This is a genomic window from Flavobacterium covae (genome assembly GCF_001534645.1).
GTDB classification, from domain to species: Bacteria; Bacteroidota; Bacteroidia; order Flavobacteriales; family Flavobacteriaceae; genus Flavobacterium; species Flavobacterium covae.
This window is the reverse complement of record NZ_CP013992.1, coordinates 1,355,265-1,375,125: the sequence shown is the minus strand read 5'-3', so window position 1 is coordinate 1,375,125 and position 19,861 is coordinate 1,355,265. Positions and strand designations below refer to the sequence as shown.

The following is a 19,861-nucleotide window of genomic DNA, read 5'->3' as shown; positions in this document are numbered from 1 at the left end:
GATAAAAGAGGAACAATTAAACCTCCGAGAATTAATTAAAAATGTATAGAACTTTAGGGTCAATATTTATTATAGTATCCGCATTAATATCTTATTTAGATAAATATGTGATGGTTTATAATATTAATTTTAATGATAATTGTGGTTATAATAACTCAGCCGATTTGGTTTGGGCAACATCCATTATAATAGCTCCACTTTTACTAATTGTAGGAGCTAACATGAAACCGTATAAAATAAGTTATATTTTTCCTGTTTATACCTATGCAACGTATTTATTTTGGGTGTTTAAAGAAGATAAAACAGACTATGGATGGTCTAAAATTTATGCCATTTTTATAACTCTTTTATTTATTGTTTTTATGATAGGAATTTCTAAAATAAAGGAAAAAGAGAGAGTAGAAAAAGAAAAAATTAAGAAAAAAATTATATTTCTTGAAAAAATGTTAGACTTGTCTTATATAGTAATAAATAAATATTAGCCTATGAGTAAATATGATGAGTTAATACGTCTTTCAAAGTTAGCCAATGAGTCGTATGATAATAATGAAATTGACGAAGAAACCGTTAAAAAGATATTTTCTCAATGTTTGAAAGAATATAGAAGAATACAAGCAGAAGAAAATTCAAAAATAAAAAAAGATTGTATTGGTATGTTTTTTAAAAAGCCTCTATAATAGAGACTTTTTTGTTTTCTTTTTCATTTTACTTAGTTGACTTATTAATTCCTTTTCTTTAAAAGTTTCATACAAATAATCTACTTTATTATCAATTGTTTTAACTAAGTTGTTATATTCTTTACTAGCGTGTTTATCTTTATAAAAAGAAACTTGTTCTCTTAAAAAATCATTTTGTTCTTTAAGAAAAACAATTGTGTCATTTGCGGTTTTTAATTCCGTTTTTAAAAAATTTATCTCAATTGATTCCTTGTGTTCATAACTTACTTTAGAATTTTCATCTAAATAATTTTTGTTAGCTAAATAATTATGTAAAATTTTAAGAGTAGATTCTCTTGGTTTTTTTGAAGTGCCATTTAATATTTTATTAATACCAACTTCTGTGAGTTTTGTTTCTTCAGCTATTTTATAACCAGTTAACCCTCTTTTTTTAATTTCTAGAATTATAGAATTAGCATCCATTTTTATTCATTTTAGTTTTTAAAAGCATAATAGTTATGTTAAAAAAAATATATTTAGTTTTGTATTTACATAACTATTATGTATGTTTGTCTTTACAAATCTAACAAAAAAAACTATTTGTTTGAGCTGAGAGTAAAAAAACGATATTAAATGTAAAAGAATTAAAAAGTTTTAAATTTTCTAAAAAAGGATAGAAAGAAAAGATTGTAATCTTTTTGAATTGACGTTTCATATTTGTTTTTTTAAATAAAATTACTATCTTATATCTTTAAAATAAATCAATTTTAAAATACCTTTAAATTGGTTTGGGTAAAATGGGAGATAGGATAATAAAAAAATAATATAATAAAATGTAGAATATACATAACAAGTTAGTTAAATGGTAATAGAAAATTGTTTAAAATTAAATAAATTATGTTTTGGGGTTTATTTAAAAAATAATTAGTGTCACATTTTAGTGTCTTAATACTCTTATTTTCATTGTTTTGTTAGGCGAGTTTTTAAAATAAAATTTTCTTCTGTAAGTATATTTATTTTTTCTTTTAACAGTTTTATTATTTCTTCTCTTGCTTCTGCTAATTCTTTATAATTTATTTTTTCATTATCAAGAATGTTTTTTTGAATAGCACAATCTTTTAGCATATTACCTTCCCCTTTTAATAACCATTCTGGATTTAAATCTTTATAGTGTTCTATAATTTTCAAATAATTATCTGTTCTTATAGCTCCCCTTTTATCAAGGTAACCCATTGCAAAGCCTAATTCTTTACAAAATTTATAAGGTGTAATTGTTTTGTAATTAATATATTGTAGGATTCTTTCTTGGATGGACATGGTGTTTGAAAAAAAGTTAATAAATCATAATTTGTTTGAAAAAAAGTATATATATTTGCTTGTGCTCTTTGTGAGTACATTTACAAATGTAAATATAATAAAGTAAGTTTATGGGGTCGTCAATTAATTTAGGTACTAAACATCATCAAGTTCTTAGAAAAGAGTTTCAAGAGGTTTCAAGACAAACAATTTATAGCGCTCTTAGATATTTCAATAATTCGGAAACAGCACAAAAAATACGTAACCGAGCAATTGAATTATTAGAAGAAGAAATAAAAGAATATAAGGATTTTAATAATAAATAGTATACTTGAATTAGTTTTAAATATTGAATAAAAGAGTAAAGTCATAAATTATTTGTTTATATATACCTTCAAATATGTTCAACTAAAAAGTTTACTATTTATTTTATTTCTTTATGCTATAGAGAAATTATTTAGTTTTATCGCACAGATCTAAATCATTTTATTCTGGGTTTTTAATCTTAACAAAAATACAAGGAAGATGGGGACTTTTTGTTATTTGTTGGTTATTAAGATGTTAAATCAATAGAAGTACATATCGAGAATAGGTATGAGTGTTTAACTGTGGGTATTTTAATCTCAAGCAAGAGCTTAAGGTGAAAAGGGCTGGTTTTACAATAGTTAATGCCAGCCCAAATGTTTTTATAATATTTCTTTTTTTTAATTTAGGGATACATAGAATGTTTGGTTTTTGTTTAATTAATATATGTTACAAAATAAAAAATTCACAAAATTTTATTTTATAGGTATCCAAATTAGAATGAAAATAAAAGATTTGTTTTATTCGTTTTTTGTTTGAATTTATTATCATATAATTTAGATTTAATGATATTTATTTTAAACCCATTTCTTAAAAAAGATAATGGGTTTTTAAAAGATAATAATTTTTATTAATAAAATAAGAGCGTAATTTTATTGAAATTAATTAGTGTACTCTCTTGTTACTTTTTCAACTCCATCAATTTTTCTAATTCCTTCTATCATTTTTTTTAGGATAGAAATATTAGGAACAACAACTGTTATTTGTCCTGTAAAAAGCCCTGCTTCTCCACTTAAAGATATACTTTGAATATTGACATTTAAATTATTGGAAATTACTCTTGTTAATTCATTGGTAAGTCCAAGAGTGTCCATTCCTGTGATTTTTAATGTAGCTTTAAAATCCTGTTGAGTAGAATCAATCCATTTTGCAGGAATGATTCGATAGGCATAATTAGATTGTAAACTAATAGCGTTAGGGCAGTCTTTTTTATGTACCTTAATCCCTTCGTTGATTGTTATAAAACCAAAAACAGGATCTCCAGGTATGGGGTTACAACAACTTGATAATTTATAATCTAATCGATCTTGCTCAATTCCAAACACAAGTAGATCATATTTTTGGGTAATTTCTTCCTTTTGAATTATTTCAGGATTGGCTATTTGTCCTTTTTTTATTTTCCCTCTAAAGAAATTAATTAAAGTATTGCTTTTTTGGGAAGCATAATCTTTTAGTTGTTGATTGTCAATAGAGCCTATTCCAACTCTATAAAATAAATCCAAACTGGTTTTTAATCTTAAAAAAGCAACGAGTTCATTAATTGTATTTTCACTAAAATTAATTTTTAAATGGCGAAGTTTTCTTTCTAATATTTCTTTTCCATCTTCAGCTATTTTTTTAGTATTTTCATTTAAAACATTTCTGATTTTATTTTTAGCTCTGGAAGTGGTAACGTAATCTAGCCAAGTAACTGTGGGTTTTTGATGTGGAGAAGTTATGATTTCTACTTGATCGCCGCTTTTCAATTCTTGGTTTAACGGTACTAATTTTCCATTAACTCTTGTACCACGTGTTTTTATTCCTATTTCTGAATGAACTGAAAAAGCAAAATCTAATGCGGTAGCTCCTTTTGGTAATGATTTAATTTCTCCTTTTGGAGTAAATACATAAATTTCTTTTGCGTAAAGGTTCATTTTAAAATCTTCAACAAAATCGACGGCGTTACTGTCTGCATTTTCGAGTGCTTCTCGTAAAAGGTTTAGCCAAGTATCAAGGCTGCTTTCTTCTGTAGCTCCTTGTTTATACTTATAATGTGCAGCGTAACCTTTTTCTGCGATTTCGTCCATTCTTTCACTTCTAACTTGTATTTCTACCCAACGACCTAGTGGGCCCATAACAGTTATATGTAGTGCTTCATAACCAGTAGATTTAGGGGAGGATATCCAATCTCTTAAACGACTAGGTGATGGACGATAATGATCAGTAACAATGGAATAAATTTTCCAAGCAAGAAATTTTTCGTCATGTGGATTGGATTTGTATACAATACGCAAAGCAAATTTGTCATATACTTCATCAAAACTTACTTTCTGTGCTGCCATTTTTCTTCGAATAGAGTAAATAGATTTTGGTCTACCTTTTATAATATAATCTATTCCTTCTTCATCTAATGATTTTTGTAAAATGTCTGAGATGTTTTTTATATATGCATCTTGTTCCTCTTTTGATTCTTTAATTTTACTAACAATGTCATTGTATATGATGGGTTCTGTATATTTTAGCCCCAAATCTTCTAGTTTTGTTTTTATGTTATAGAGTCCAAGACGATGAGCTAAGGGAGCATATATATAGAGTGTTTCAGAGGCAATTTTTAATTGTTTGTGCTCTGCCATTGATTCCATAGTTTGCATATTATGCAAGCGATCGGCCAACTTAATGATAATAACCCTAACATCATCATTTAGTGTTAATAACATTTTTCTAAAATTTTCAGCCTGCATAGAGACATTCATGTCTTTTTTGACTTGTGAGATTTTAGTTAAACCAGCTACTAATTGAGCTACTTTAGGATTAAATGCTTTTTCTATTTCTTCTACTGTTATGTCTGTATCTTCAACTACATCATGTAAAAGTGCGGCAGCTATACCTGTAGCACCTAATCCTATTTCTCCAGCCACAATTTTTGCAACTGCTATAGGATGAAATATATAAGCTTCTCCTGATTTTCTTCTTTGATCTTGATGAGCATCTACTGCAAAATCAAAAGCTTTGCGAATCAGTTTTTTATCATCATCGCTCAATGTCTGATAACTTATGCGAAGTAATTCTTTATACTCCTGAGCTATTGCTTTATTTTCCTTTTCGATATCGATTTCAACCATTGTTTTTTGGGGTATATGTGTCGCCTAAATTTAATAAAATTTTAATAAAAAACAAATATGTAAGAATGATTGTTATTTATTTTTTTTAAACATAAAGTTTGATGTATGTAATAAATAGTTTGTATTTTTATTATAATGTTATTTTATAGATAGTTATGTTTTTTATTTTAAAAATATGTAAAAAGTGGTTAATGCTATTTAAACTTAAAATATACTGGATTAAAAAGTAAAATTCTCGATATGTTTTTTTTATTTTAAAACAACTCGAACAAACAGTTGAGTATATAATTGAAATTATCGTTAGTTAGAGCGCGAAGCGCATCGAGAACCAACGCTAATTTTTATTGCTTTTATAGGATAGTGTCTAAATCAACATGAAGTTTGTCACTCCGACAAAGGAAGGAGAAGTTTCATAATCAGCATTATGTGATTTCTCCCTTTGGTCGAAATGAACAAAATTGCAAACTTTTTGGATAATCTCAAGGTTAAAAAAATAGTATTATGAGGAAATTTTAAATGATATAAAAGTGTTTTTAATATTATTATTTTAAATGTAGAAACATATATGTATGTAGGATTTAGAATAAAAGACCACTATAAAAGGTAAATTAGTGGTCTTTTTGAAAAGATAATTGTATAAACTAAAAGGTTTGATAAAATGTTAAGGCTATCTAAAAGGTCGTAATCGTATCATTTCTAACAAGATAAGATTTGAACGAACTAACAAGCGAAGTAAATGAGATGACACTGATGATCTGATTTCTTCTGTTGCAGAGTTGATAGGTTAGGTGCTGAGTTTTGACTTTTTAGATCCTTTCGTTATTTATTAAAAAGGTTTCCTAATAATCCATTTAATCCTCCTTTTTTATTAGCAAGAGTAATAGCATCTCCAATACCTAATTGACCATCGCCATCTTGATCTAACAATGATGTAATACTTGAATTACCTATACTTTTTCCATCTAATAGGCTTCCTAATAAACCTCCTAAATCAGTTCCATTTTGTACATTGGCTAATTTTGCTTTACCAGCTAAAAAGGACATTAATAAAGGGGCAGCCATTTGTAAAATAGAACCAATTTTATCATTTGAAAGGCCTGTTGATAAACTTAATTTATTTTCTAGATTAGGTTGATTACTACCTAATATATGGCTTAATATTTTAACTCCATCTTGAGAGTCTATTCCATTATTAAATAAATGAGTAATAGTATCTAATAAATTAGTATTATGTTTACCGTTTGATAATGCTTTTAGTAATCCTCCAGCTCCAGCTTCGGTAGCTGAATTACTTTGCATGGTTTGGATTAATTGAGGGAGAGCAGAGCTTAAAACATTTGAAGTTTCTCCTTCTGAAGTACCTACTTTATTACTGATATTAGTAACCATTTGTTTTCCTAAATCACTATTGATTAAATCTAAAATTTCTGACATTTTGATTATGTTTTGGTTATGTTTATAAAAATAATGATTAAAAATGATATTTCTTATGTATATAAATCAATAATTTTGTGAGCTATTTCGATACTCATATTTTCTAAAGTTTCAGCACTAGTTCCTCCTATATGAGGACTTAATGAAATGTCTGGGTGCATTAATAACTGAACAGCAGGATTAGGTTCTCCTTGAAAAACATCTAAACCAGCAAAACTAATTTTTTTATTTTCTAGATACTCAATCAAATCTACTTCATTGATGAGTTCACCTTTTGAACAATTGATTATTCCTACACCTTGTCTCATTTTTTTAAATTCACTAGCGGTTAAGAGATAATTTTTTTGTGCGGGTATATGTAAAGAAATAAAATCAACTAAGGGGAGTAGGTCTTCTAAAGGCATTAGATCAATATGAATTGTAATTTTTTGATTGGAGTAAAATTCAATGTCAACAGGAACTTGTTTTGTTTCTTTTGCTGTTCCAATAACTTTCATTCCTAGCCCTAATGCTTTCTGAGCAACGGCTTTACCAATTTTTCCAAATCCTATAATTCCTAAGGTCTTTCCTTTTAATTCTAAACCAGTACTGTATACTTTTTTTAGTTGATTAAAATGAGTATCGCCTTCTAAAGGCATATTCCTATTAGAATCATGTAAATAACGAGCTCCTGAAATAAGATGTCCTATAGCTAATTCAGCAACAGCATTTACTGAAGCGTTTGGGGTGTTTAAGATTTTTATAGTGTTTGAATGATTAGGGTCTGTTATAATATTATCTGTGTCAATCCCTAGTTTGCCTATTACTTTTAAATTAGGGCAAGCATTTATTATAGATTGATTGATTTTGGTAGCATTGCGTATAAGAAGAATGTCTATTTGGTTTTTATTTAAATAGTTACTTAGCTGTTCCTGTGCTACTTTAGTAGTTAATACTTTAAACCCATTGTTTTCTAATAATAAAATGGCCTGATCAGATAAACCATCATTGGCTAATATTTTCATTTATAAAGTGTTGTGTTAAACTAAATTTTCAAATTCTCTCATTACATCTACCAAAACTTGAACACTATTTAATGGTAAGGCGTTATAAAGAGAGGCTCTATAACCGCCAACAGAACGATGTCCTTTTAGTCCTGAAATACCTGCCTTTTCCCAAAGTTGATCAAAGATGGATTCGTGTTTTGTATTTTTTAAAACAAACGTGGCATTCATTAGACTTCTGTCTTCTGTGACGGCTGTACCTTCAAATAAAGGATTTCGATCTATTTCGGTATATAAAAGTTTGGCTTTTTCATTATTTATTTTTTCAATGGCATGAACTCCTCCCATTTTTTTTAGCCATTGCAATGTTAATAAAGAGGCATAGATAGAAAACACGGGTGGGGTATTATACATGCTTTCTTTGGCAATATGTAGTTGATAATCTAACATAGATGGAATAATGCGTCCTGTTTTTCCTAATATTTCTTCTTTTACAATTACTAAAGTTGTACCTGCAGGACCCATGTTTTTTTGAGCTCCAGCATAAATTAAATCAAATTTGCTAAAATCTAAATTTCTTGAGAAAATATCTGAACTCATATCGCAAACCATAACCGTATTAGATTGTGGGAATGATTTCATTTGAGTACCGTAAATAGTATTATTACTGGTACAATGAAAATAATCTAAATTATCAGGTACTATATAATTTTTAGGTATAGTGTTAAAATTTTCATTTTTTGAAGAAGCTAAGATAATGGTTTCACCAAAAAGAGTAGCTTCTTTAATAGCTCCACTTGCCCATGTACCTGTTTCAAGATAACCTGCCTTTCCGTTTACTTTCATTAGATTATAAGGAACCATTAAAAATTCTAAACTAGCTCCACCATGTAAGAAAAGTGCTTGATATCCTTTATTTTCTAATCCTAAAAGTTCAAGAACTAAAGCACGAGCTTCTTCTATGACAGCAACAAATTCATCGCTGCGATGTGAGATTTCTAAAAGCGATAATCCCATGTCATTAAAATCTAAAATAGCTTTTGCAGATAGATCAAATACTTCTTGTGGCAAAATGCAAGGACCTGCACTATAATTGTGTTTTTTCATGGTTTGCTTTTTATTGTATGTTGTATGTAAACGATTGGAATTAATACGTGCCTCAAGGTTAAAATGAGGTTTGTGTATGTGAGTTTTTTTTTCTTTTTCTTTTTTTATTATGTCTGAAAATTTAATCCCCATTTTATAGTGAATTTAAAAAAGCAATAGTATCAATATTGTCTGCATAATCCCAGAGTTTTGGTTTTTGTGTTTGACCAAAAGGAATGCTATTTTCTACTAATTGATTTGAAACAATACATTGAATAAGATCTTGGTCATTTATGAGACGGTTTTTAATTTCTTCTAGATCCTCGTAATATTCATAAAATAAGGAAGAAATGGGTGAAGCATAACTTGTATCTTCTTTTAATGTTAAAAATTCATTATCTAATATTTTAAAAAGACTCATTAAAAAAACAGCTTTATTGTAATCATAATTGTTAGCATATTTTTCATAATGAATAATTTCACCATAAGGATAAATGGCTTCAAAAAATAATTTGAAATCATAATCTTTAGGTATAAAAATCTTAGAAACATTACGACAGCCTAAACCAAAATATCTAAAGATATCTTCTCCTAATAAAAATAAATTTTCTTTATTTTCGTTACCGTCTAATATAGCAACAGAATTTCTGTTTTTACGGATAATAGAAGGCTTATTCCTAAAATAATACTCAAAATAACGCGCTGTATTATTGCTACCAGTAGCAATTACAGCATCAAAATTTTCTAATTTTTCTTCTGTAAAAAGAATTCTATTTTTAAGTTTAGGTTCTACCGCTTTTAGATAATTAGCCAAAAAAGGAAGTAATTTTTGATCATTAGACGATAATTTGGCTAGCACTTTATTTCCACTAAGTAAAACAGATATAAAGTCATGAAATCCCACCAAGGGAATATTACCAGCTAAAATAAGTGCAATTGTTTTGGGATTTTTTTCGTTATAGCTGTAAGGTGCTAACCATTGAATTAAGTTTTCTTCTGTTAAAGCATCTGCCCAAGATTGAATTGAAAAATAAACTTGTTCAGGTGTAAACCAGCCATTATGTGCTTTCGAGATCTGGATAAGATCGATAAATGGGTCAAAAAAAAGGTCATTATATGCCGTTTGATTATTTGCTAGATTGCCCTGCGGTGTAAACTGTTTTAAGAAATTTCCTAATTTAGAAAATGCAATAATAATTTCTTTTTGTGACATAGGTTACTTGCTTATATATGGTTTAGATTGTATTTTTGCACAAAAATAAGATATTTAGCTTTAGTAGACTGTATGTTACTTCCTAAAGCTTTTAAAATTGTTGAACGCTTACAGCTTAGGGCTTGCGGCATAAAGCATGAAAATATGGCAATTATAATTACAGATGAGTGTATAAACTGTGGGGCATGCGAGCCAGAGTGTCCTAATACGGCAATTTATGAAGGAGCTGATGATTGGAGATGGAAAGATGGTACAAAATTAACAGGAAAAATAATACTTCCAGATGGTACAGAAGTAGATTCAGAAACTGCACAAACGCCTATTTCGGATGATGTTTATTATATTGTTCCTGGTAAATGTACTGAATGTAAAGGATTTCATGAAGAACCACAATGTGCCGCAGTATGTCCAGTGGATTGTTGTGTACCTGATGATAATCACGTAGAAACAGAAGAAATATTATTAAATAGACAATCATTTTTGCATAACGAATAATTTTTTCTTTCATAAAAATAATCAGCTGCCTATTTATAAGCAGCTTTTTTTATGTTTTTGTGAAAATATCTGAAAATTTTATCTTATAATTTGCTGATTTCTCTTTTCGTATAAAACTGTAGAAATTAATTAAAGATAATACTTCGAAAAAAAAATAATTGTAATTTTAGAGTCAGAAATAAGGAGTTTAATTTACTGTCAAATATATGCTTTATAGCGAAAAAAAATCTCAAGAAAAAGGATTTTTAATTTTGTTTTTTACAATAGGATTACTTGAAGTTGTAGCTGAATATTTTAATAATTTTTTAATAATGTATATTTTAAAGCCTTTATTGATGCCTATTATGATGCTGATGTATTGGGTGGTTTCTAAAGAACGTAATATATATTTTTTATTAGCTCTATTTTTTGTTTTAATAGCTAATATTTTGTTTGTATCACGAACTTTTAATAGTGCCGTAGTAGCATCTATTTTCTTTTTTATATATAGAGGAATTGTAATATATTTGGTAGTAAAAGATCAACCTATCAAAAAAAAACTACCTGTAATTATAGGTACTCTTCCTTTTTTTACAGCATTTGGCTATTTAACTTTCTTAACTAAAAATGAATTAGGACAAGGGATTTATATTTACCTAGTTCAAGTATTATTTCTTTCTTTTTTAGGAGGAGTTGCCCTTTCAAATTATATGATTAAAGAATGTAAAAAGAATTTTTGGCTCTTAATTAACGCTGTTTTTTTTGCAATTATTCAATTTCTTTTAGTGTTAAAGCTTTTTTATCTATCAATAGCTATTTTTCCTTCTGTATGTATGTTTCTATATCTTTTTGCTCAGTTTGCATTATATAAATATATGCTAGAACGAGAAAAAGAAATTATTAATTCAGAAGACTGTTCCTTTTTAATAGATGAAATAGAATAGATATTTGGAACCCTATCTTTTTTTTCTGAAAAAGAATTATAAGTAAGAGATAGGGCAGCTTTTTGTTGTCAAATTTTATATTTACAATAAGAAATTTATTTATATTTAAGGTACAGGATCGTAACCACTACCTCCCCAAGGATGGCATCGTAATATACGTTTACTACCTAACCATAATCCTTTTAGAGGACCATGTTTTTTTAAAGCGTCTACCATATACTGAGAGCAAGTAGGTTGATACCTGCAAGCAGCAGGCATTAAAGGAGAAATAATATATTGATATATTCGTACTAGGAAGACAAGAGAAAGAATTAGTATTTTTTTTAGATTCATGTTATTTTTATTAGATAAAGAAAAACTATCTCAAAAGAGCATTATTTAATATTTAATCAGCTATTTCGAGATAGTATAAGTTTTTATAAACTCTTCGGTTCGTTGATCAGAATAAAATAACGATACTAATTTAAAAGAGATTATGATTTTTATATTTATGTGCTTTAATACGTATAAGTAGTTCCTTCTTTACCATCTTTTAATTGGATGCCTAGTTCTAGTAATTGATCTCGAATTTGATCAGATAATGCCCAATTTTTATTAATACGTGCATCTTTACGCATTGTAATAAGCATTTCTATTACACCATTTAATTTGCTAGAATTATCATTAATTGATGATTGATTTTCAATACCTAAAATGTCAAATACAAAATTATTCATTGTTTTTCGTATTAAATCTAAATCCTCTTTTGAGATTGTTTCTTTGCCATCTTTTACGATATTAATAATACGAGCACCCTCAAATAAATTAGCAATTAGAATAGGAGTGTTAAAATCATCGTTCATGGCTTGATAGCAGTTTTCTACCCATTGAGGAATATCAACAGAGGATTGATTTTTAGGCGTAATCAAGTCAATATTTTTAATAGCTTCCATTAAACGATTATACCCTTTTTCGCTTGCTATCATAGCATCATTAGAAATGTCTAACTCGCTTCGATAGTGAGCTTGTAAAAAACAAAAACGAATGATACTAGGATTGAATGCTTTTTCGAAAAAAGTGTTATTACCTGAAATTAATTCCATAGGTAGTATAAAGTTACCTGTGCTTTTACTCATGCGTAATCCATTCATTGTTAACATGTTAGCGTGCATCCAGTATTTTACAGGTGAAGAACCATTGCATCCTTTTCCTTGTGCAATTTCACATTCATGATGAGGAAATTTTAAATCCATACCACCACCGTGAATATCAAATTTGTTTCCTAAATATTTGGTACTCATGGCGGTACATTCTAGATGCCAGCCGGGAAATCCTTCTCCCCAAGGAGAATTCCATCTCATGATATGTGCAGGAGAAGCAAATTTCCATAGTGCAAAATCTTGAGGGTTCTTTTTTTCGTTTTGCCCATCTAAATCACGTGTATTAGCAAATAATTCATCAATATTTCGATTACTTAGCTCCCCATAATTAAGACCTTGTTTGTTGTATTCTTCTACATCAAAATAAACTGAACCTTGACTTTCATAGGCTAACCCTTTATTAATTAATTTTTGAATTAATTCTATTTGTTCAAGAATATGCCCTGTTGCTGTGGGTTCTATACTGGGAGGCAAAAAGTTAAATAGATCTAAAACTTTATGAAAGTATACGGTATATTTTTGTACTACTTCCATAGGTTCTAATTTTTCTAAACGTGATTGTTTAACAAAACGATCGTTTTCTACATTTCCATCATCGGTTAGATGTCCTGCGTCAGTTATATTGCGTACATAGCGTACATTGTAACCTAAATGTAATAAATAACGATAAATTACATCAAAACTCATGAAAGTTCGAACATTACCTAAATGTACATAGTTATATACGGTAGGACCACATACGTACATACCCACATTACCATCGTGTAAAGGGATGAAAGATTCTTTTTCGCCACTTAAGGTGTTATAAACTTTTATAGAGTTGGATGTATATAAACGCATTTGTTGAAATTTGAAAATAAGTGATTGAATTTATGTGTTTAATGGTTGTTTTTTCAATCACTTATAATTGAATACTTAAAACTTAGTTTCTAATTTTATATAGTCTAAAAATTCTTTACGAGTTGCTTCGTTTTTGAATTTACCACCAAATTCAGCAGTAACAGTGCTACTTTCTATATCTTTAATGCCTCGCGAATTTACACACAAGTGTTTAGCATCTATTACACAAGCTACATCATCAGTACCTAGTACATTTTGTAATTCTTGTACGATTTGCATGGTTAAACGTTCTTGTACTTGTGGGCGTTTTGCGTAGTAATCTACTATGCGATTCATTTTAGAAAGACCTATTACAGTACCATTAGAAATATAAGCAACATGTGCACGACCAATAATAGGTAAAAGATGGTGCTCACAAGTAGAATAAACTACAATGTTTTTTTCTACTAACATTTCATTGTATTTATAATGATTTTGGAAAGTAGAAGATCCTGGTTTTTTACCTGGGTTTAAGCCTCCAAAAATATCTTTAACAAACATTTTTGCCACACGATTAGGCGTGCCGCTTAAGCTATCATCTGTTAAATCCATTCCTAAAGTATTTAAAATACTTTCAACATCTTTGCGGATTGAAGCAATTTTTTCTTCGTCTGATAAATCAAAAGCGTCACTACGCAAAGGGGTAGTGGCACTAGTTGCTATATGACTGTGTCCTAATTCGTCGTGAAATTCTTCGTTATGAGCCATTAATATAAATATAGTTTATTTCAAAATTTTTTGAATTGCAAATATAGTGAATTACTAAAAACTAAAATAATTGTATTATTTGTTATACGTTTTTAGTGCTTCGGCTAAAATTTGAGCAGATTTGATAATATCTTCTTTTTTTAATACGTAAGCAATACGTACTTCGTTGAGTCCTATACCCGGTGTTGAGTAAAATCCAGCTGCGGGTGCTACCATTACAGTTTCTCCATTAAAATCAAAGGATTCTAATAACCATTGTGCAAAATCATCAGCATTTTGTACTGGTAATTGTGCAATACAATAAAAAGCACCTTTAGGAGTGGCAATTTTTACTCCAGGGATTTTATTCATTTCAGTAATTAAAGTATCTCTTCTGTCTTTATATTCTTTAATTACTTCATCAAAATAACTTTGTGGTGTATCTAAAGCTGCTTCACTAGCTATTTGTTCATAAGTTGGAGGAGAAAGTCTAGCTTGAGCAAATTTCATAGCCGTTTCCATGACTAATTTGTTTTTTGAAACAATACATCCAATGCGCGCTCCACACATACTATATCTTTTAGAAACGGAATCAATCATAATAGCATGATCTTCTATTCCAGAAATATTCATGACAGAATAATGTTTTGCTTCTTCATCATAAACAAATTCACGATAGACTTCGTCAGCAATCAAGAATAAATCATATTTTTTTACTAATTCTGCCAATTGGTTTATTTCATCTTGTGAGTATAAATAACCAGTAGGGTTTCCAGGATTACAGATTAAGATTGCTTTGGTATTAGGTGTAATTAATTTTTCAAAATCAGCAATAGGAGGTAGAGCAAAACCTGTTTCTATTCCTGACATTACAGGAACTACTTTTACTCCAGATGCGGTAGCAAAACCATTATAGTTTGCATAAAAAGGTTCTGGGATAATAATTTCATCACCTGAATCCATTGTACTACCCAAAGCAAATAATAGTGCTTCTGATCCTCCTGTTGTTATAATTATATCTTCTTTTTTAATAGGTAATCCTATTTTATTATAACTCTCAGATAATTTTGTTCTATAGCTTTCAAAACCAGCAGAGTGGCTGTATTCTAAAACCTTAATGTCGGTATTTTGAATTGCTTTTAAAGCTACTTCTGGGGTCTGAATGTCTGGTTGACCAATATTTAAATGATATACTTTGTGCCCTTTTCTTTTTGCAGTTTCTGCATAAGGTACTAACTTTCTGATAGGAGATTCTGGCATTTGAAGCCCTTTATTTGAAACTTTTGGCATGATTTAATTAATTTGGTAATGCAAATTTGCAATAAAATATTTAAATAAACATTTTTTTTAGATATTGATTTAATTGATACTTGAATAATATAATCTTATTATCTTACTGCTAAAAAAGAAATAATATGAATTATGGAATAAAATATTCTTTTGTTAAAAAGAATTAACTGTTTATTAAAGATATTGCATGGGTTTAATTTTGTAAAACCCAAAATATAATTTGATGATAATTTCGTAAAATAAAAAAAGGTATATTACCAAACTATTTTATGAATTAGATAACTTTGTGTTGTTTTGTTAATGAAAGACTCAAAAAGAAAAACATATTTGATTTATAAGATGATTTGAATGTAAGCAAATTAAGGAATAATGTCACAAAACCACCATATTTATTGTTTAGAATCTGTTGCGGATGTAACAGAAGAAAAAAGAAGCGTTGTTTTAGCCTCATTAGAAAATTTAGCATATCAATATAAAATAACCAATATATACAAAACTTTTGATAGTATAGAAGGTTTTGAAGAAAGTATTAGTGCTTTGTTGTTTCAAGATCGTTATTTTAAGGATTATGCAGTTATTTATTTAGTAATGCAAGGAAGAGCTAATGAGCTTAAAATAGATAATTATTATTATACTTTTGAAGAAATAGCAGAGTTTTTTGAAGGAAAGTTAAAAGGAAAAATAATCCATTTTGCAAATACTCTTCCTTTGGATTTAAATGAAGAAACTTTTCAGTACTTTTTAGATGTTACAGGAGCTAAAGCACTTTCAGGATACGTTAATAATGTCCCTATTTTGAGTACGATTTTAGATAATTTGTATTTTTCATTAATGGAAGAAATTGATGACATAATAGATTTAACAGAGACTTTATTTGAAAAACAATATAGCCTTTGTCAATCATTAGGGTTTAGAATATATTATTAAAATTTTTGTTATCAACTAGTTAATATGTTATTCTTCTAATGCTGTTATAAATGGTACAGTATTTGGTGTTATTTTTAACTTTAAATCAAAAACCGTTATATTTACCAAACAATTATTTCAAAATAAAATCGTTTAAAATAAGAAAAAATATGAGCTTATTTCTTCAAGTAGATTCACTTACTACAACTATTAATCAGGCTAATCTAAAAGATGTACCAGTAGAAAAGACCTTATCTGTATGGGAATTATTGACTTCAGGAGGATTAGTAGGTCAGATAATTATGTTATCTTTATTTGTTATGCTGTTTTTTGCATTGTATTTGTATTTTGAACGACTTATGGCAATTAATAAAGCATCTAAAATAGATGATAAATTCATGTTATTAATAAAAGATCATATTGCTAATGGTAGGTTGGATTCAGCCAAACTATTATGTGTAGCAACTGATTCACCAGTTGCTAAATTAATTGAAAAAGGTATTTCAAGAATAGGAAATCGTTTAGAAGATATTAATACAGCTATAGAAAATGCAGGAAAATTAGAAGTTTATAAACTAGAAAAAAATGTAAGCATGTTAGCTACACTTTCAGGGGCTGGTCCTATGACTGGTTTTTTGGGCACAGTTGTAGGAATGGTTATGGCTTTTCATAAAATGGCAAGTGGAGGAGGGCAAATAGAAGTAGGTATGTTAGCAGAAGGTATTTATACTGCTATGATGACCACAGTAGTTGGTTTAATAGTTGGTTTAATAGCTTATGTAGGCTATAATCATTTAGTTGTAAAAACAGATAAAGTAGTGCATCAAATGGAGTTAAATGCAGTTGAGTTTTTGGATTTATTAAATGAACGATAGATATGAATCTAAGAGGAAGAAATAAAGTTTCGGCTGAATTTAATATGTCGTCAATGACAGATATAGTTTTTTTATTGTTAATATTTTTTATGTTAACATCAACTATGGTTACAACTAATGCTTTGGACTTAGTTTTGCCAAAAGCAAAGGGAAAAACAGATAATAATAAAAGTATATCAATAAGTATAGATAAAGATAAAAAATATTATATAGATAAGCAAGCGATTACCGAAAATGAAATAGAAGCTAAATTATTATCAGTACTTGGTAACGGAAATAAATCCGTTATACTTCGTGTAGCCGAGGGAGTGCCGATAGAAAAAGCCGTTTACGTTATGGATATAGCCAATCGTAATCAAATAAAAATTGTTTTAGCAGTAAGACCTAAATGATATGTTATTTTTAGAAACACCAGAGGAAAAAAAAGCATTTGTTATTACTTCGGTAATTTTTGTAATCCTATTCTTCCTGTTTCTGTTTTTTGGATTAACGTATGTTGATCCTCCGCCAGAAAATGGAATAATGATCAATTTTGGAACAACTGATTTAGGGCAGGGTAAGGTACAGCCAGAAGAAATGGTTATTTCTTCGCCAAAACCTAAGATCGCCCAGCCCGATCATCTAAATGAAGAAGAAAATATACTAAATAATGAATCTACTGATGCTCCCGTTATTAAAAAGACTGTACTAAAAGAACAGATAAAAGATAAAAAAGAGGAGCAAAAGCCTAGTAAGTCAACGGATGATGCTTTATCTAGTTTTATTAATGGACCTAAAATAGCAGGAGCTAATGAAGGACATGGTAATGATGAAGTATCAGGGGATAAAGGAGAACTAAAAGGAAGTCGGTATGCTAATTCATTTTACGGATCAGGTTCAGGAGTAGGAGGGTCTGGATGGGGATTAAAAGGAAGAAGTTTAGCATCTAGATCTCGTAAAGTACAAGATTGTAATGAAACAGGAAGAGTAGTTGTACAAGTTATAGTAAATAGAAATGGTCAGGTAATAATGGCTAACTATGTAAAAGGAACAACAAATACAAATCCTTGTTTAGTAAATCCTGCAATAGATGCTGCAAGAGCATTTAGATGGCATTCCGATGAGCATGCCCCTGAAAAGCAAATAGGTTTTATCGTTTTTAATTTTGAAGTAGGGCAATAGTTGCCTGTTTTTTTATGACATATCAAGAAACAATTCAATGGATGTTTGCACAGCTGCCTATGTATCAGCAACAAGGAGCTACCGCTTATAAAAAAGATTTAACAAATACTGTTTTATTGGCTAATCATTTAGGAAATCCTGAAAAAAGAATTAAAACAATTCATATAGCTGGGACTAATGGTAAAGGATCAACCTCTTCTATGTTAGCATCTATTTTACAAGAAGCAGGATATAAAGTAGGGCTATATACCTCTCCTCATTTAAAAGATTATAGAGAACGTATTCGAATAAATGGGGTGGTTATAACAGAAGATTATGTAGTAGAATTTATTCGAAAAAATAAAACTTTCTTTGAAGAAAATCATTTAAGCTTTTTTGAGATGACAGTCGGATTGGCTTTTCAATATTTTGCAGATAAAAATGTAGATATAGGAATCATAGAAGTTGGTTTAGGAGGACGATTAGATTCCACCAATATAATTACACCTTTAATATCCGTTATAACTAATATAGGTTGGGATCATGTACAATTTTTAGGAACCACGCTGTGTGCTATAGCTTCTGAAAAGGCAGGTATTATAAAATCCAATGTTCCTGTGGTAATAGGAGAATATCTACCCGAAACACAGAGCGTATTTTTAGAGAAAGCAAAAAAAATGAATTCAACTATTTATTTTGCTTCCGATCGAATATTTGAAGAATACGAATGTGAATTACTAGGAGATTATCAAAAACAGAATAAAAAGACAGTTTTGCAGACAATAGAAGTTCTTCAAGATTATTTTGTTATTACAGAAGAACAATTAAAAAAAGGTTTACTAAGTGTGGTCAGGAATACAGGTTTGCTAGGACGTTGGCAACAATTAGATGCTATGCCCAAAGTTATTTGTGATACTGCTCATAATAGTCACGGATTAAAAATTGTGTTAAATCAAATTAAAAAAGAAACCTATAATCGTTTATTTTTTATTTTAGGAGTTGTTAATGATAAAGATTTAGATGATATTTTACCGCTTTTCCCTAAAGATGCTTATTATATTTTTACAAAACCTAATGTGCCTCGTGGTTTAGCTCCGGAAAAATTAAAAATTATTGCTGAATCACATGGTTTGATTTTTAATGAGATAGTTTCTTCTGTTTCAGATTCTTATAAAAGAGTAAAGGACTTGGCTAGTGCTCAAGATTTTATTTATATAGGAGGAAGTACATTTGTGGTAGCAGAAATTGTATAATTTTCTTTATTTTTTTATTGTTTTACAAAAAAACTATCTTATATTTGCACCCACAATAACGGAAGAATATTCTTCTAGATGTTATCGGGCGATTAGCTCAGCTGGTTCAGAGCACCTCGTTTACACCGAGGGGGTCAGGGGTTCGAATCCCTTATCGCCCACAGAAGAAACTTAAAGTTTCATACGTTCAAAAATTTATCGGGCGATTAGCTCAGCTGGTTCAGAGCACCTCGTTTACACCGAGGGGGTCAGGGGTTCGAATCCCTTATCGCCCACAGAAGAAACTTAAAGTTTCATACGTTCAAAAATTTATCGGGCGATTAGCTCAGCTGGTTCAGAGCACCTCGTTTACACCGAGGGGGTCAGGGGTTCGAATCCCTTATCGCCCACAGAAGAAACTTAAAGTTTCATACGTTCAAAA

The 19,861-nt window shown here is 29.2% G+C and carries 21 protein-coding genes and 3 tRNA genes; 13 read left to right on the top strand and 11 right to left on the bottom strand.

The genetic code is table 11. The features are described from left to right. Positions 1-41: 41 nt before the first annotated feature. Complete coding sequence (locus tag AWN65_RS06150) at positions 42-482, top strand: hypothetical protein (protein ID WP_060382361.1); 441 nt, start codon at positions 42-44, stop codon at positions 480-482. Positions 483-485: 3 nt separating this feature from the next. After that, complete coding sequence (locus AWN65_RS06145) at positions 486-677, top strand: hypothetical protein (protein ID WP_060382360.1); 192 nt, start codon at positions 486-488, stop codon at positions 675-677. Here AWN65_RS06145 and AWN65_RS06140 read toward each other — a convergent pair. Both AWN65_RS06140 and AWN65_RS06135 read right to left on the bottom strand, forming a co-directional pair. After that, a complete protein-coding gene (locus tag AWN65_RS06140) occupies positions 672-1,139 on the bottom strand; it encodes a hypothetical protein (protein ID WP_060382359.1) in 468 nt (155 codons plus the stop codon). The two genes, AWN65_RS06145 and AWN65_RS06140, sit on opposite strands and share 6 nt — an antisense overlap. 477 nt (positions 1,140-1,616) lie before the next feature. Next, positions 1,617-1,973 (bottom strand): hypothetical protein, encoded by a 357-nt coding sequence (locus AWN65_RS06135; RefSeq protein WP_060382358.1) that lies wholly within the window; start codon positions 1,971-1,973, stop codon positions 1,617-1,619. A gap of 110 nt (positions 1,974-2,083) precedes the next feature. On the opposite strand from AWN65_RS06135, the gene AWN65_RS06130 reads away from it, so the two are divergent. Further along, positions 2,084-2,278, top strand: coding sequence for a hypothetical protein (locus AWN65_RS06130; protein WP_014164422.1), 195 nt, complete (start codon positions 2,084-2,086; stop codon positions 2,276-2,278). A 639-nt stretch (positions 2,279-2,917) separates the two neighbouring features. Here the strand turns inward: AWN65_RS06130 and AWN65_RS06125 are convergent. The 5 genes from AWN65_RS06125 to AWN65_RS06105 all read right to left on the bottom strand — a co-directional run bounded on the left by AWN65_RS06125 (position 2,918) and on the right by AWN65_RS06105 (position 9,853). Further along, the gene (locus tag AWN65_RS06125) at positions 2,918-5,137 is read right to left on the bottom strand and encodes a RelA/SpoT family protein (protein WP_060382357.1); all 2,220 of its coding nucleotides are present in this window, start codon (positions 5,135-5,137) and stop codon (positions 2,918-2,920) included. Positions 5,138-5,956: 819 nt separating this feature from the next. Then, positions 5,957-6,571, bottom strand: a complete 615-nt coding sequence (locus AWN65_RS06120) for a DUF937 domain-containing protein (protein ID WP_060382356.1) — start codon at positions 6,569-6,571, stop codon at positions 5,957-5,959. Between the two features lie 53 nt (positions 6,572-6,624). After that, positions 6,625-7,575 carry an NAD(P)-dependent oxidoreductase gene (locus AWN65_RS06115; protein ID WP_060382355.1) on the bottom strand — a complete coding sequence of 317 codons (951 nt, stop codon included), beginning with the start codon at positions 7,573-7,575 and terminating at the stop codon, positions 6,625-6,627. Between the two features lie 15 nt (positions 7,576-7,590). Next, complete coding sequence (serC, locus tag AWN65_RS06110) at positions 7,591-8,661, bottom strand: 3-phosphoserine/phosphohydroxythreonine transaminase (protein ID WP_060383844.1); 1,071 nt, start codon at positions 8,659-8,661, stop codon at positions 7,591-7,593. Between the two features lie 133 nt (positions 8,662-8,794). Beyond that, positions 8,795-9,853: an acyl-CoA reductase gene (locus tag AWN65_RS06105; protein ID WP_060382354.1), complete on the bottom strand. Its 1,059-nt coding sequence runs from the start codon at positions 9,851-9,853 to the stop codon at positions 8,795-8,797. A 144-nt stretch (positions 9,854-9,997) separates the two neighbouring features. Here AWN65_RS06105 and AWN65_RS06100 point away from each other — a divergent pair, with 144 nt between their 5' ends. Together AWN65_RS06100 and AWN65_RS06095 are read left to right on the top strand one after the other, a co-directional pair. After that, positions 9,998-10,348 carry a 4Fe-4S dicluster domain-containing protein gene (locus AWN65_RS06100; RefSeq protein WP_060383843.1) on the top strand — a complete coding sequence of 117 codons (351 nt, stop codon included), beginning with the start codon at positions 9,998-10,000 and terminating at the stop codon, positions 10,346-10,348. A 206-nt stretch (positions 10,349-10,554) separates the two neighbouring features. Further along, the gene (locus tag AWN65_RS06095; protein ID WP_060382353.1) at positions 10,555-11,271 is read left to right on the top strand and encodes a lysoplasmalogenase family protein; all 717 of its coding nucleotides are present in this window, start codon (positions 10,555-10,557) and stop codon (positions 11,269-11,271) included. Between the two features lie 105 nt (positions 11,272-11,376). Here the strand turns inward: AWN65_RS06095 and yidD are convergent, their stop codons facing one another. The 4 genes from yidD to AWN65_RS06075 form a co-directional block, all read right to left on the bottom strand. Continuing rightward, positions 11,377-11,604 carry a membrane protein insertion efficiency factor YidD gene (gene yidD / locus AWN65_RS06090; protein WP_060382352.1) on the bottom strand — a complete coding sequence of 76 codons (228 nt, stop codon included), beginning with the start codon at positions 11,602-11,604 and terminating at the stop codon, positions 11,377-11,379. A 164-nt stretch (positions 11,605-11,768) separates the two neighbouring features. Continuing rightward, entirely contained in the window at positions 11,769-13,250 is a 1,482-nt protein-coding gene (gene cysS / locus AWN65_RS06085; RefSeq protein WP_060382351.1) for a cysteine--tRNA ligase, read from the bottom strand. A gap of 75 nt (positions 13,251-13,325) precedes the next feature. Continuing rightward, positions 13,326-13,997 (bottom strand): GTP cyclohydrolase I FolE, encoded by a 672-nt coding sequence (gene folE / locus AWN65_RS06080; protein ID WP_060382350.1) that lies wholly within the window; start codon positions 13,995-13,997, stop codon positions 13,326-13,328. 75 nt (positions 13,998-14,072) lie between these two features. Then, the gene (locus AWN65_RS06075) at positions 14,073-15,266 is read right to left on the bottom strand and encodes a pyridoxal phosphate-dependent aminotransferase (protein WP_060382349.1); all 1,194 of its coding nucleotides are present in this window, start codon (positions 15,264-15,266) and stop codon (positions 14,073-14,075) included. A gap of 369 nt (positions 15,267-15,635) precedes the next feature. On the opposite strand from AWN65_RS06075, the gene AWN65_RS06070 reads away from it, so the two are divergent. From AWN65_RS06070 to AWN65_RS06035, 8 genes are all read left to right on the top strand, one after another. Continuing rightward, entirely contained in the window at positions 15,636-16,193 is a 558-nt protein-coding gene (locus AWN65_RS06070) for a DUF6642 family protein (RefSeq protein WP_060382348.1), read from the top strand. A 149-nt stretch (positions 16,194-16,342) separates the two neighbouring features. Next, positions 16,343-17,047: a MotA/TolQ/ExbB proton channel family protein gene (locus AWN65_RS06065; protein WP_060383842.1), complete on the top strand. Its 705-nt coding sequence runs from the start codon at positions 16,343-16,345 to the stop codon at positions 17,045-17,047. 2 nt (positions 17,048-17,049) lie between these two features. After that, positions 17,050-17,439: an ExbD/TolR family protein gene (locus AWN65_RS06060; protein WP_060382347.1), complete on the top strand. Its 390-nt coding sequence runs from the start codon at positions 17,050-17,052 to the stop codon at positions 17,437-17,439. 1 nt (position 17,440) lies between these two features. Further along, complete coding sequence (locus tag AWN65_RS06055) at positions 17,441-18,208, top strand: energy transducer TonB (RefSeq protein ID WP_060382346.1); 768 nt, start codon at positions 17,441-17,443, stop codon at positions 18,206-18,208. Between the two features lie 14 nt (positions 18,209-18,222). Continuing rightward, the gene (locus AWN65_RS06050) at positions 18,223-19,440 is read left to right on the top strand and encodes a bifunctional folylpolyglutamate synthase/dihydrofolate synthase (protein WP_060382345.1); all 1,218 of its coding nucleotides are present in this window, start codon (positions 18,223-18,225) and stop codon (positions 19,438-19,440) included. A gap of 86 nt (positions 19,441-19,526) precedes the next feature. After that, positions 19,527-19,601: transfer RNA gene (locus AWN65_RS06045), tRNA-Val, on the top strand. Positions 19,602-19,640: 39 nt separating this feature from the next. Next, positions 19,641-19,715: transfer RNA gene (locus AWN65_RS06040), tRNA-Val, on the top strand. A 39-nt stretch (positions 19,716-19,754) separates the two neighbouring features. Continuing rightward, a tRNA-Val gene (locus tag AWN65_RS06035) sits at positions 19,755-19,829 on the top strand. Positions 19,830-19,861: the final 32 nt, after the last annotated feature.